The organism is Salinicola halimionae (assembly GCF_003206065.1).
Taxonomy (GTDB): domain Bacteria; phylum Pseudomonadota; class Gammaproteobacteria; order Pseudomonadales; family Halomonadaceae; genus Salinicola; species Salinicola halimionae.
This window is the reverse complement of the sequence record NZ_PZJQ01000005.1, coordinates 587,972-601,076: the sequence shown is the minus strand read 5'-3', so window position 1 is coordinate 601,076 and position 13,105 is coordinate 587,972. Positions and strand designations below refer to the sequence as shown.

Below are 13,105 nucleotides of genomic sequence, written 5' to 3'. Positions count from 1 at the left end.
TGCCCCACAACTCCGTGCCAATGGGCCATGTCCGAACGGGAATCGCCAGGCAAACAGGGAACGTTTTTTATGCCAGCCAAGGACGCTAGCCTTACCGGTCTCTTCGAGCGTGTCACCGGCGACGAAGACAGCCGCTTGTGTCGCGATATCTCCGAGGATGCCTGCCAGCAACAGCCCGGCAACTTTTTCCGTCATCTGCTTGCCGCTCTCGGCAACAAGCTCGCCGACGAACTCTCCAATGCGCGTTTGATCCTGCCGTGGCTGATGGGCGTGATCGGCGCTCCGGTATGGATGGTCGGCTTACTCGTGCCGCTTCGCGAGGCCGGTGCCCTGCTACCGCAATTGCTGATCGCTGGCTACATTCGACTACGCCCCGTTCGCAAGTGGGTATGGGTCGCAGGCGGTATCGCTCAGGCCATTGCCGCCGCAATCCTCGGTCTACTGGCGCTGTTCGGCCATGGCAGCTGGGGCGGCGCGCTGGTGCTGATCGCCTTGACCGGATTGTCGCTCGGCCGCGGGCTCTCTTCAGTCGCGACCAAGGACGTGCTCGGTAAGACCATCGCCAAACAGCGTCGAGGTAAGCTGATGGGCTGGAGCGCCGGTGCTGCCGGCGCGCTTACGCTGCTCGTCGGCGTCACCCTGTTTCTGCTCGGAGATCATCCCGGAGAGGCGGCACTGGCCGTTCTGCTGTTCGCCGCCGCCCTCGGCTGGATCTTTAATGCGCTATGCGCGGCCGCGATTCATGAAGTTCCGGGGGCCACTGAAGGCGGCGCCAACGCCTGGGAGAGCGTCAAGCAGGGACTTTCGCTGATGCGCCATGATCGACGCTTCCTGCATTTCAACCTTTCCCGCGCACTGCTGCTGTCGAGTGCGCTCGCATTGCCGTACCTGGCCCTCCTGGGCCAGCAGAACAGTGGTACCGACCTGGCCAGCCTCGGTATTTTGATCGTCACTTCCGGTGTCGCCAGCATGATCGCCGGGCCGGTCTGGGGCCGTCTGGCCGACCGCTCCAGTCGCCGCGTCATGCGCAACAGCGCCATCGGTGCGGCAGCATGTTGTCTGGCCGGAGCCGCCTGCACGTGGCTGCCGGAAACAGTGCGCACCAGCGTGTGGCCCTATGCCATCGTTTACGGCCTGTTGATGATCGCCCATGCCGGCATCCGACTGGGACGCAAGACCTACGTCATCGATCTGTCGGAAAGCGACACGCGCGCCCTTTACGTGGCGTTTTCCAATACCTTCACCGGCGTCCTGATGCTGGCTGTCGGACTGATGCTGGGAGCGCTTGCACAATGGCTGGGTAGCGCCGGCCTGTTGCTGCTGCTTGCCGCGCTTGCGGTCGCAGCCGCTCTGAGCTCACACGCGCTGGCGGAGGTGGAAGAGACAAGCGGCGGGTAAAGCGTTGTAATACCGTGTCACCGTGGCATCATTATCCAACGCATCGCCCCTACAATCCGTCGAAATGCCCAGCCTGGAGGCTAGGATGGCAAGTACCCAAAAACGCCCACCCCTGATCAGCCCGGCGCTATTGGAGCGCATCGTCAATGCCTCTGATGACGGCATCGTGGTAGCTGAACAGGAAGGCGACGAAAACATTCTGATCTATGCCAACGAAGGCTTCGAGCGGCTGACCGGCTACAGCATCGACGAAATTCTCTACCGGGATTGCCGTTTCCTGCAGAACGGCGATCGCGACCAACCGGCCATCGATCGGATTCGCGCTGCCCTGCGCGAGGGGAAATCGTGCCGAGAGGTCCTGCGCAACTACCGCAAGGATGGCAGTACGTTCTGGAACGAACTGTCGATCACCCCGGTATATGATGACGAAGACCAGCTCACCTATTTCGTCGGCGTGCAGAAAGACGTTTCCGGCCTGATCGATGCACTGCAGGAGCTTGAAATACTGAAGACGGAGCGCAGCACTGGCTGAAGATCGCCAAGGATTCATCGCGTCGGCGAGGGTCTGGCAAAAAGCTGCTAACGTGGATCGACCTGCCCAGCAGCGCAGCGGGCGAATTCCAGAAATGGGCGCAAAAAAAGCCCGCGCAAGAGGGGGGATGCGCGGGCGAGGCGGGGTGTTACTAGGAGATACGTCTGAGACGCGACTCGAACGACTGCTATCGAAGATCTTCATTCGATAAATACACATTAGCACCCTCATGTTTTCCCCGCAATGCAATTTCACCATCGGGTTAATTGCTTAGCGCTATCCACGCCCTGGCTCCTCATCATCGACGCCCTGGCTCTCCCCCGTCTTTTCTTTACCGTTGTCGGACTCGCCATGCACATGGCGTTCGGCCAATTCTCGCCGGTGATCATGCAGTTCTCGGCGAAGCGACTCGATTTCGACCTGTAGCTCACTCACCTGCTCGATCATGTGGCGCATCATGCGCCGGTTTGCCTTGTGCTGACGAGACTCCGATTCCCCCTGATCCTCGACGAACAGCGAGCTGACGTACGCCGCGAAGCTACCGAAGAGCCCCACGCCGCAGACCATCAACAACACGGCGACAATGCGACCCATCGTCGTGATCGGGTAGTAATCGCCATACCCGACGGTGGTCACTGTGACGATCGCCCACCACAGCGCCTCTTCAGCGGTATTGATGGGGCTAGCCGGGTTGGGGGTTTCCACCATCAGCACGGTCATTGCCCCGAATACCACCAGCAATACGGTCGCCGTTGCCGCCGAGGCCAAAACCCCTTCCGCACGATTGCGAAACAGCAGTTGCCAGATCAGTTCCAACGAGCGCAGCGCCCGTAGCACACGAATGATCTGGACGACGCGAGCCAGGCGCGCGGCTTGAAACAGCCCTGCGGGAATGCAGGCCAGCAGATCCAGCCACCCCCAGCGCATGTAGCGCCATTTGCTCGGCGCCCGATAAAACCGGAGGCAGAAGTCGATGAAAAAGAAGAAACAGACGATATAGTCCAGATAATCGAACAGCTGGAGGATATCTGGCGGTAAATCGAGGAAAAGCTCTGCCAGCATGGCGCCCAACACGTAAAACGAGAGCGCCAGGATGAAGAACTGAAAAGGGGTAACGCGTTCCTTCATGACAAGCCCCATTCAGGTAAACGATCCCGCGTCGTCAGTTCAACAAACGCAACAGAGTGAACAACCTCACCAGCGGGGGGACGCGTGAATGCCAATCGCGCGCTTCAGGACGGCCTAACGAGACAATGAAACGAAGCCAAAATGCCCCCGCTCATCACCATACGGAGCAGCGACCTAGCGACGCTCGGTATGGCTAAAGCCACACAATAAAGTGGAAATACAGGACACAGACGCAGGCTTACGCCGAACAGGGGTTGGCTGCTTTCAATTGGGCGAAGTTGGTCACGAACGTATCCATTTTTTCCGCGTCGTAATCCTGTAGACCACTGATGACCAGTTTTTTGGAACCGATGCCGACATCGTGACCGTTGCAGCTCATTCGAAATTCGAGATGGGCTTCGCCGCGTTTGCCTTTGACGTCCAGATTGGCCCCGGCGAAATCCAGGTCCAGATCGCATGGGTCATGATCCTTCAACGAAAAGCCCATGCTGTCGTAGATCACCAGCGGGCGCTGAGGATTGAACATGACGCCCTTCTCTTCCAGCAGAGGCTTCAGATAGTGCGGGAAGTTGCGTCCGGAGAACGCCACGTAACGGCGAGTGAATGTCTCGACGGTCGCCGGATCACGGATGGTCCAACCGCTGCGCTTGACGCTCAGGTATTGCTTTCCGGCCTGATCGACGACGCTGACGGTGCCGGCATCGTCCTCGACGAAACGCAACGTAACCCGATCCCCCACCATGCCGCAGAAGTGGAACGTCATGTTCTGGGACAGACCGTAGCGAGACAGCACCAGCGCAAACAGCAAATCTCCGGGCACGCAAAAGCGGCGCGCGCACGGGTCGTGAATCGGGTTGTAATCCCCCGCGATCTGACGCGCGAACTGACTGGCCTGCGCTGCCGTGATGCAAAAAGAGTCGGCGGCGGTAGAATGAAACTCGTCGAGAAACATAGGTGGTCGACCCACATGTCGAATGACTTGGCGATGGAATGGCTTGGCGTCGTTATTCATTGGTATTCTAGGCGCCGCTCTTTTACCACATGTCCGGGTAAATCACAGCGTACCATTAACATTTAGCGACAAACGATAGCGTAGTTTACTCAGATGAAGCTTCCAACCACAGCCCCGGAAAGCGATCACCCCCGCCCATGCCCCTGCGGCAGCGCGCAAAGCTACGATCACTGTTGCGGTATCTATCATCTTGGAGCAGCCTCCGCGCCGACACCTGAGGCCCTCATGCGCTCGCGCTACAGCGCTTTTGCGCTGGGAGGCCTCGGGGCCTATCTCTTCACCACGTGGGATCCCCGCACTCGCGATCCGACGCTGACGATGGCTCAGCTCGACACGCGAGACAGCCATTGGCTCGGCCTCGAAATCATCGAGGCTCGCGAGGACGGCGCCCAAGGCGTGGTCGAATTCAAGGCCCGCTATCGCCCGCTGGGGGCGACCTCGATGACATCGTCTGACATCCTTCACGAGCGCTCGCGTTTCCGCCGTATCAAGGGGGAATGGCGTTATCGGGATGGCGTCATGGACCCGACTTCGCCGTCAGCTGTCAGCCGCAACGCTCCCTGCACTTGCGGTAGCGGCAAGAAAGCCAAACGTTGCTGCCTGCGTTGACGTCCAATATCTTCCGCCTCCTCAGGATGGGACAGATAGGGTGCCACCGCAAAGCGTGAGATCAAAAAGGCATGGCCAAGCCGGCCCCTGGCAGGCTAACGCTCGCAATGATTCGAGTATCGCCTTGGAACACAGGCCGGCGGCCCGCTAAGCTTTCCAGAACCAAGCCATCCCACGTTGACCGACAGGGTGAGCGTTCAGCCATATCGCAGCGCAGTCGCGCTCCAATTTCCGGACACAGAAAGCAGGTGCATGAATATTTCCGATAGCGCCACAACCCTACTTTCCCGCTTTCAGAGCGAACTGGGGCAGTGGCTACATGTCCCCGGCTGGATCGTATTCCCGGCCCTGATAATGCTGACGGCGGTCGTCATCGACATCGCACTGCATTTCGTCCTCAACCGGATGGAGCGTCGTCTACGCAATTCCCCACGCCGGTGGGACGACCCCATCCTGCACGGATTGCGCCTTCCGTTACGCTGGTGGGTTTGGATAACCGCGCTGATGGTCAGCCTTGGCGTTATCGGTGGACATTTCGAGATCGAACGTCTGACCACCGTTCTATCGCGGGTTGGCGCTCTGATCACGCTATTGCTGGTTGCCTGGGGCGGCATCCGACTTTTCCGACGTCTCGAACAGCGCCTGGTTTTCCCGCCGGGTAACTGTCACGCCAAGCCCGTCGACCCGACCTCGGCGTCGGCCTTGACCAAGATCGTCGGTGCCATCCTGATCGTGACGCTGATATTGATCGGGCTGCAGATTCTCGGCGTGTCGATGTCGAGCATTCTAGCGATGGGCGGCTTCGGCGGGCTGGTCATCGGCTTTGCCGCGCGGGACGTCATCGCCAATTTCTTCGGCGGCATGGTGGTCCATCTGGACAAGCCCTTCGTGGTCGGAGACTGGATCCGTTCTCCCGAGCGCCAGATCGAGGGTATCGTCGAGGACATCGGCTGGCGTCTGACTACCGTTCGGACATTCGGAGGGCCGCCGCTCTACGTGCCCAATGCCTGGTTCAGTCAGATATCGGTCGAAACGCCGACACGTATGGTCAGCCGCCGGCTATGGGAAAACGTCGGCGTTCGCTATCAGGATGCCCACGCGATCGAGGCCATCACCCGCGATATCCGCAACCTGTTTCAGCAACACGAAGAGATCGACCAGGATGAGCTGATCACGATCAACTTCACCACCTACGGTGAATATTCGTTGAACATCATGCTTTACGCCTTCACGCGGGTGACGGACTGGCAACGATTCCAGGAGATCAAACAGGGCATCCTGCTCAAGGTACGCGACATCATCGATGACCACGGCGCCGAGCTGGCGATTCCCGCCTCGCGGATCTATCTGCCCGAAGGCGTCGCACGAGAAGGCTCCGGGCGTGAGGACATCAGACATGAAAATGCCGAACGTGACGGCGCCGACACGGAACATGAGCGATCGCAACCCAGCGCTCGCAAGGACACGTCGTCACAACGATCCCAGAAAGGCAGTCATCGGAGCGCCGTCGGGCCCAACGACACAGAAGAAGGTGGCGAGGGCGACGCCTGACCCGAGTGGTCTGGCTCAACCGGAATCGGAGCAGCTCAGCTCGCACCAGGCGTCGCTGAGCCATCTTCCTGCCGAGGCGATCTCGGTTTCGGTAGCACCGGCATAACCCAGCACCAACCCTGGTTTCCCTGGTGGTTTCGAGTAGTAGCGCGAGAGGGGCGAGAGCAGGATGCCTGCCTCCCGCCCGCGTGTGACCAGTGTAGTTTCGAGTTCGAGACTTCCCAATTCGGCGACCAGATGCATTCCGGCCTGCCCAGAGGACAACTTCAGCCCGAGCGCGATCGCCGGCGCCAGTGCGTGACGAAGGTTCGCCTGACGCCGACGGTAAAGCTCTCTCATCCGTGAGACGTGGCGCACGAAATATCCCTCGGCGATGAATTCCGCCAGCGCCGACTGGGCTACGTACTGCCCTTCCCGATGGAGACGCGCATTAGCGCGTTTGAACGGTTCGACCAAGGCCTCTGGCAAGACCAGATAGCCGAGTCGCAGACCCGGGTATAGTACCTTGCTGAACGTGCCGACATAGATCACCGGGCCGTTATCGACGAGCCCCTGCAGCGACGCGATCGGGGCACTGGCATAGCGAAATTCGCTGTCGTAGTCATCCTCGATGATCCAGACAGCGTAGCGTCGGGCGGCTTCCAGCAACGCCATTCGTCGGGGCAGAGTCATCGTCACACCGCTGGGATACTGATGAGAGGGTGTGACGTAGATCAACCGGGGGGATGAGAGCCCGGTCGACATATTCGCCGCCCTAGCGCCCTCGCTATCCACCTCTAGCGGACTTGTTTTCAGTCCGGCCGCCACGAAACAGGAGTGCGCCCCGCCGTAGCCTGGCTCCTCCATCCATACGGTCTCTCCCACATCGGCGAGCAGTCGTGCGATCAGTTCGAAGCCTTGTTGGGCGCCTTGAGTGATCAATATTTGCTCGGGCCGACAGCGCACCGAACGCGACAGCCTCAGATAATCACAGAGCGCTTCGCGAAGGGCCGGCACACCGCCCTGTTGCTGGTAATCGTGCCACTCGAGCGGCGCTCGCTGATGATGCCGGCGTAGCAACCGCTGCCAGCGCTCACGCGGAAACTGGTCCAGCGCCGGTACGCCCGGGGCAAAGGCAGTGTGACGATCGGTCAGCACACCACTGAAATCGAGAATGCGCTGTCCCCGAGTGGAAAGTTCAGGCGTTGTGGCAGCAGCGTCTGATTCCGGCAATGCCTCGGTCATCGCGCCCGCTCGCCATTCGGCGACAAAAACGCCAGCGCCTGGCCGAGCCTCCACGAACCCTTCTGCGGTCAGACGGTCGATCGCCCCCAGCACCGTGTTACGTCCAAGACCCAGCTCGCGCGCCAGATGCCGTGATGACGGTAGCGCACTACCGGTGCCAAGTGCGCCATCCTGGATCCAGTCCCGCAATGACTGATACAGCCGCTGGGTCAGCGTCAGCGTCGAGGGCGAGGCCAACCGCATCTCCAGCGCTTCGATGATCCATAGACGATGGGCATGAGACTTGGACATAGGCTTCCCCGATACTGGCTCCTCGCTACTGGTCCCTTCAATATTATGCCAACTGGCTCTTACCGAGGAACCAGCATGGCGACAAACTCGGTTCACGTTACGCCTATTCCGGAGCTTCTCGCCATGCCCTCCATTCGACTAGCCACATCCGCAGACGTCGACAGCCTCGTCCCGCTGGTCGATGGCTATCGTCAGTTTTATCGACAACCCAGCGATCCGGAAGGTGCTCGGCGTTTCCTGGCTCAGCGATTCGAACGGGAAGACGCCTATCTTCTGGTTGCGCTGGATGACGCCGGAGCGCCGATCGGCTTCGTACAGCTGTTCCCCGTACCCTCGACCACTTCGCTCGGCTTCCGCTGGATTCTCAACGATCTCTTCGTCGTTCACGCGGCCCGGCGCAGCGGGGCCGGAAGCGCGTTGCTGCAGGCAGCTAGGGATCTGGCAGCCGAGCACGACGTGCCCCAACTGATGCTGCGCACGCAGATCGACAACGTCGCCGCTCAGTCCCGCTATCAGGCACTCGACTGGCAGCGCGACGAGTCGTTTTATACCTATCTCTTGAACGTGTGAAACCATGAACTCGACACTGAATCAGTATGGTCAACCGATCGGTCCAGACATCGAAGACTGGCAGCCGCCGTCGCCTCCGAGCCGCGTCATTCGCGAAGGCCACTTCTGCCGCCTGGAGCCACTCGACCCGCGCCGGCATGGCGCTTCGCTATGGCAGGCGTGGCAGCTGCCGGATCCCACCATCGCCAACGACCACGAGACCAAGGCCCGCTGGACCTACCTCGGCGGGCGCCCGTTCGACGATCTGGCGGGCTGCGAGCGCTGGCTCGAGACGATGTGCGCAAACGATGATCCGTGCTGCTTCGCCATCATCGACCCGACGGACGATCAGGCTGTCGGCATGGCGACTTATCTGAATATCGTGCTGGCGGATGGTCGCATCGAGATCGGCCACCTGAGCTTCTCGCCGCGCATGGCGCGAACGCCGATCTCCAGCGAGGCGCTGATCCTGTTGATTCGGTACGCCTTCGAACTCGGCTACCGGCGCGTCGAATGGAAATGCGATGCCTTGAACGCACCATCTCGACGCGCGGCCGAGCGCTTGGGCTTTCGTTTCGAGGGCATTTTTCGTCAGCATCGAGTGGTCAATGGCCGCAACCGCGATACGGCCTGGCTTTCGATCATCGACAGCGAATGGCCGAAGGTGCGGGCCTGTCATCAACAGTGGCTGGCCGCGGACAACTTCGATGCCGATGGTCGTCAGTGGCAGTCGCTTTCGGCGATGACGGCTGAACTGACGCAAACGGAGCGCTGACCATGTACCAGCCGAGCCAGTTCCGCGTCGATGATACCGATGCTCTGGGGCAAGCCATCGATCAGGCGCCGTTCGCTACGCTGATCACGCAGAGTCAGGAAGAAGGACTTACGGCCGACCACCTGCCTCTGCTGTTCGAGCCTGACGGCGATGGGGCAGCATCGGGCACGCTGCGCGGGCATATCGCTCGAGGCAACCCACTGGCCAAGGTAATGGCTAACGGCGCCGAGACCATCTCGGCACTGGCGATCTTTCACGGTCCGCAGGGGTATATCACCCCGAGCTGGTATCCGGCCAAGCGCGAGCATGGCAAGGTCGTGCCGACCTGGAACTATCAGGTCGTTCACGCCCACGGCCGACTTCGCTTGATCGATGACCCAGAATGGCTGCGAGGGATCGTGGGACGATTGACCCAGCGGTTCGAGCGAGGCCGCCCATCCCCCTGGTCGATCACAGACGCCCCGGAGGACTACATCGCAGGAATGTGTCGGGCCATCATCGGTGTCGAACTGACCATCGAGCGCCTCGAAGGCAAACGCAAGGCAAGCCAGCACAAGCCGCTGGAAGAGCGCGAGGCGATTTTCCACGGACTTCAGGTCGAGTACGGGTACGATATCTCTGAAGCAAGGACCCTGAGCGGAATAGACTAGTTAGGAGAAATGCTTGTCCCAGTACACTTCCCAGTACACCGCCACCGTACGCTGGCAACGCCAGCCGGCAGAGACGTTCACCGACAGCCACTACAGCCGAGGACACGAATGGCATTTCGATGGAGGCGTCACGATCCCGGCGTCCTCATCACCACACGTCGTTCCCCTACCCTACTCTGTCGAAGCGAACGTCGACCCAGAGGAAGCCTTCGTCGCATCACTATCCAGCTGTCATCTGCTGGTGTTTCTTGGCATCGCCGCCAAACGCCGCTTTGTGGTCGATCGATATCAAGACCAAGCCATCGGCGTAATGGAAAAGAACGCCGAGGGCAGGCTCGCCGTCACACAGGTCACGCTGCGACCTGCCGTCACTTTTTCCAACGCTCGCCAACCGACACGCGAACAACTCGAAAAGATGCACTACCAAGCTCATCGAGGTTGTTTCATCGCCAACTCGGTCAAGACCGAAGTCGTCACCGAAATCGTCGACCCTTGAGAGTCCAGAGATGCACCGACTGATCAATTATTCCGAAGCTCGCGATCGCCTTTCCTGGGCCGAGTCCGTCGATGCGCTGAAAAAAGGCCATCGAGCGGCTAGGCCGGAAATCGACGACACTTTCCTGGGTCCTGCAGACAAGACGCTACTCAACCGCTCCTGTTTCATTCCGGGCGTAGGCTACGGCGTCAAGGCAGTGACCGTGTTCGACGGTAATACGGCACGCGGATTGGCTACCGTGCAGGGCGCGATGCTCTATTTCGATCCTGATGATGGCCAACTGAAGGCGATCATCGAAAGTCGTCTGGTCACCGAAATCAAGACGATCAGCGATTCGCTGTGGGGCGCGCTTTCACTTGCCCGGCCCGATAGTCGCCATTTACTCGTCTGCGGCGCGGGGGCGGTCGCAGCGAGCCTGATCGATGGCTACAGCACACTATTCCCCGGTCTTGAGCGCATCAGCGTCTGGAACCGAACTCACGACAAGGCCGAAGCGCTCGCCAGGACCTGTTCCGACAGGAGCCTGAAAGTGACGGCGGTGACAGACCTGGAAGCTGCCGCGGGATCAGCCGATATCATCACCAGCGCCACGATGGCACGTGCGCCTTTGATTCGCGGTGAGTGGGTACGCCCTGGCACCCATGTCGATCTGATCGGTGCCTACAAGGCGGACATGCGGGAAGCCGATGACGCTTTGCTGCAAAAGGGCCGACTGTTCGTGGACAGCCGGGCGACGACCCTGGGGCATATCGGCGAGCTCAAGATTCCGCTCGCCAGCGGCGCCATCGTCGAGGAAGATATTCTTGGTGACTTCTACGACCTGCTTACCGACCATGTCGGCCGCCAGAACGAAACCGACATCACCGTGTTCAAGAATGGCGGCGGCGCCCACCTCGATTTGATGATCGCGCGTTATATCGCCGACACCGTTCACTAGCGGGAAGCGATTTCGATGCCTGCGACGGAGGGTCACTGGACTCCATGATCCAGCGGCGTAAAATGCGTCGCGGTTACTTATCAAGGCGCCCATGGCCGCGCCAGAAGCTTGTCCAAGGCGCCCACGGCCACGCCCCATTTACCGGTCCGCCCTTTGCGAGGGCGACAGCCTGGAGCCATAGCATGTCATCAAACGATCAACCGATCGTGGTCGCGGCGTTGTATCAATTCGTTACCCTCGACGATTGTGAAGCGTTGCGCGAACCGCTGGTCGAAAAAATGAAACGTCTCGACGTTAAAGGTACGTTGCTGCTGGCCAACGAGGGCATCAACGGTACCGTTTCCGGCACGCGCGAAAGCATCGATGCGCTAATCGAATGGCTGAAACGCGACCCACGTTTTGGCGCCCTGGCGCAAAAGGAGTCCTACTGCGAAGAACATCCGTTCTACCGCACCAAGGTCAAGCTCAAGCGCGAGATCGTCACCATGGGCGTGGCCGACGTCGATCCGAATCGGCGCGTCGGTACCTACGTCGAGCCGGAACAGTGGAACGATCTGATCGACGACCCCGAAGTGCTGGTGATCGACACGCGTAACGACTACGAGGTGGCAATCGGCAGCTTCGAAGGCGCGGTGGACCCTCGCACAAAATCCTTTCGCGAGTTCCCCGACTACGTCAAGCAGCACTACGACCCCAGCCGCCACAGAAAGGTGGCGATGTTCTGCACCGGCGGCATTCGCTGCGAGAAGGCCTCGAGCTTCATGCTCGACGAGGGTTTCGAGGAAGTGTTCCACCTCAAGGGCGGCATCCTCAGCTATCTGGAGAAGGTTCCGGAAGCCCAGACGCGCTGGCGCGGCGACTGTTTCGTGTTCGACAACCGGGTCACCGTGCGTCACGATCTCAGCGAAGGCGAATTCGAGCAGTGCCACGCCTGCCGAATGCCGATCTCCACCGAAGACCAGGCCTCCGAACGGTACTCGCCGGGCGTGAGCTGTCCCCACTGCTGGGATTCGTTGCCGGAAAAGACCCGCGCCGGCGCCCGCGAGCGCCAGAAGCAGATCGAGCTGGCCAAGGCGCGTAACGAACCGCATCCGCTAGGCCGCAATCCGCGCGAGCCATCAACACAGCGTTGAGCAGTATCGGCTAAGCACGAACGGCCTCTCGNNCGAGAGGCCGTTCGTCGTTGAGGGATATTACAGCGGCCAGTGCACGGCTATCGATACGGTGCATGGCTAGATACAGTGCACAACTAGTGAGGTAACGCTATCGACGCGCTGCGAGAATCAAAGCGCGCTGCGTACCAATTCTTCTCTTTCGGCTTCCGGCAGCAGCCCGTAATCGGCCAGCTTGGCGAAAAACCGTGTCATGCGACGATCGATCTTCTGGCGCGCAAACCACGGCCAGACATTGGCCAGCGGCATGAAGTCGGGGTTGGAAACCCCGTCGATCAACCACAACCGCTGGGTGCCGTCCGCCCGATGCTGGCAAACGATATTGCGGTCGTTGATATCGGACGGCACGATCCAGTTGGCGCGCAGGTAAAGATATAGCTGCTGAAGTTCATCCCGAAACGCTTGGGTATCGAGCCACGCCATTTCTCCGCGCTGACGGTACTGACGGATCGTGGAGGAAATCTGGCCATCGGCGTCGGTAATCAGGTCAAAGATCAGACCCTCGCCAAGATCCGTCGCCACCGTCCCGAAGTATGTCGGCACATGGCGCCAGTCATCGATGCCACGGCGCTTCAGGTTCTCGAAATAGATCTTTTCGCGCTCGTTCTGATGGCTGCCACGCTCGGGAAAGCGTGGCACCTTGATACAGCGCTCGGGATGATCCGGATGCCGATAAATGGCCCGGTCGTTGCCGTGCGCGATTTCGTTGTCAGAGGCAAGTCGATACATTGCGGGCCACTCCGAGCCGTCATCAAGACGTCATGACCCGTTAATAATAACT

General features: G+C 60.1%; 14 protein-coding genes. 10 read left to right on the top strand and 4 right to left on the bottom strand.

The genetic code is table 11. The features are described 5' to 3' along the window. The first annotated feature begins 69 nt into the window (after positions 1-69). Together DOM27_RS15605 and DOM27_RS15600 are read left to right on the top strand one after the other, a co-directional pair. A complete protein-coding gene (locus tag DOM27_RS15605) occupies positions 70-1,398 on the top strand; it encodes an MFS transporter (protein WP_110657319.1) in 1,329 nt (442 codons plus the stop codon). 85 nt (positions 1,399-1,483) lie between these two features. Further along, positions 1,484-1,930 carry a PAS domain-containing protein gene (locus tag DOM27_RS15600; protein WP_110657318.1) on the top strand — a complete coding sequence of 149 codons (447 nt, stop codon included), beginning with the start codon at positions 1,484-1,486 and terminating at the stop codon, positions 1,928-1,930. Positions 1,931-2,206: 276 nt separating this feature from the next. On the opposite strand, the gene DOM27_RS15595 is transcribed toward DOM27_RS15600, so the two are convergent. Both DOM27_RS15595 and DOM27_RS15590 read right to left on the bottom strand, forming a co-directional pair. Then, positions 2,207-3,058 carry an ion transporter gene (locus tag DOM27_RS15595; RefSeq protein WP_110657316.1) on the bottom strand — a complete coding sequence of 284 codons (852 nt, stop codon included), beginning with the start codon at positions 3,056-3,058 and terminating at the stop codon, positions 2,207-2,209. Positions 3,059-3,296: 238 nt separating this feature from the next. Then, positions 3,297-4,010: a DUF3581 family protein gene (locus tag DOM27_RS15590; protein WP_110657876.1), complete on the bottom strand. Its 714-nt coding sequence runs from the start codon at positions 4,008-4,010 to the stop codon at positions 3,297-3,299. A 153-nt stretch (positions 4,011-4,163) separates the two neighbouring features. On the opposite strand from DOM27_RS15590, the gene DOM27_RS15585 reads away from it, so the two are divergent. Continuing rightward, positions 4,164-4,679 (top strand): YchJ family protein, encoded by a 516-nt coding sequence (locus DOM27_RS15585; protein WP_110657314.1) that lies wholly within the window; start codon positions 4,164-4,166, stop codon positions 4,677-4,679. Between the two features lie 252 nt (positions 4,680-4,931). After that, on the top strand, positions 4,932-6,230 hold the full coding sequence (locus DOM27_RS15580) for a mechanosensitive ion channel family protein (RefSeq protein WP_110657312.1): 1,299 nt from the start codon (positions 4,932-4,934) through the stop codon (positions 6,228-6,230). A gap of 15 nt (positions 6,231-6,245) precedes the next feature. Here DOM27_RS15580 and pdxR read toward each other — a convergent pair whose 3' ends face one another. Continuing rightward, the gene (gene pdxR / locus DOM27_RS15575) at positions 6,246-7,745 is read right to left on the bottom strand and encodes a MocR-like pyridoxine biosynthesis transcription factor PdxR (RefSeq protein WP_110657310.1); all 1,500 of its coding nucleotides are present in this window, start codon (positions 7,743-7,745) and stop codon (positions 6,246-6,248) included. Positions 7,746-7,868: 123 nt separating this feature from the next. Between pdxR and DOM27_RS15570 the strand changes: the two genes are divergently transcribed. The 6 genes from DOM27_RS15570 (at position 7,869) to trhO (ending at position 12,285) form a co-directional block, all read left to right on the top strand. Further along, entirely contained in the window at positions 7,869-8,315 is a 447-nt protein-coding gene (locus DOM27_RS15570; protein ID WP_110657308.1) for a GNAT family N-acetyltransferase, read from the top strand. A gap of 4 nt (positions 8,316-8,319) precedes the next feature. Next, a complete protein-coding gene (locus DOM27_RS15565; RefSeq protein WP_110657306.1) occupies positions 8,320-9,069 on the top strand; it encodes a GNAT family N-acetyltransferase in 750 nt (249 codons plus the stop codon). Positions 9,070-9,071: 2 nt separating this feature from the next. Continuing rightward, positions 9,072-9,719, top strand: a complete 648-nt coding sequence (locus tag DOM27_RS15560) for an FMN-binding negative transcriptional regulator (RefSeq protein ID WP_110657304.1) — start codon at positions 9,072-9,074, stop codon at positions 9,717-9,719. A gap of 13 nt (positions 9,720-9,732) precedes the next feature. After that, positions 9,733-10,215 carry an OsmC family protein gene (locus DOM27_RS15555; protein WP_110657302.1) on the top strand — a complete coding sequence of 161 codons (483 nt, stop codon included), beginning with the start codon at positions 9,733-9,735 and terminating at the stop codon, positions 10,213-10,215. 10 nt (positions 10,216-10,225) lie between these two features. After that, a complete protein-coding gene (locus DOM27_RS15550; protein ID WP_110657300.1) occupies positions 10,226-11,152 on the top strand; it encodes an ornithine cyclodeaminase family protein in 927 nt (308 codons plus the stop codon). 182 nt (positions 11,153-11,334) lie between these two features. Next, entirely contained in the window at positions 11,335-12,285 is a 951-nt protein-coding gene (gene trhO, locus DOM27_RS15545) for an oxygen-dependent tRNA uridine(34) hydroxylase TrhO (protein ID WP_110657298.1), read from the top strand. 150 nt (positions 12,286-12,435) lie between these two features. Here the strand turns inward: trhO and DOM27_RS15540 are convergent, their stop codons facing one another. Further along, complete coding sequence (locus DOM27_RS15540; RefSeq protein ID WP_110657296.1) at positions 12,436-13,053, bottom strand: YrbL family protein; 618 nt, start codon at positions 13,051-13,053, stop codon at positions 12,436-12,438. Between the last annotated feature and the right edge of the window lie 52 nt (positions 13,054-13,105).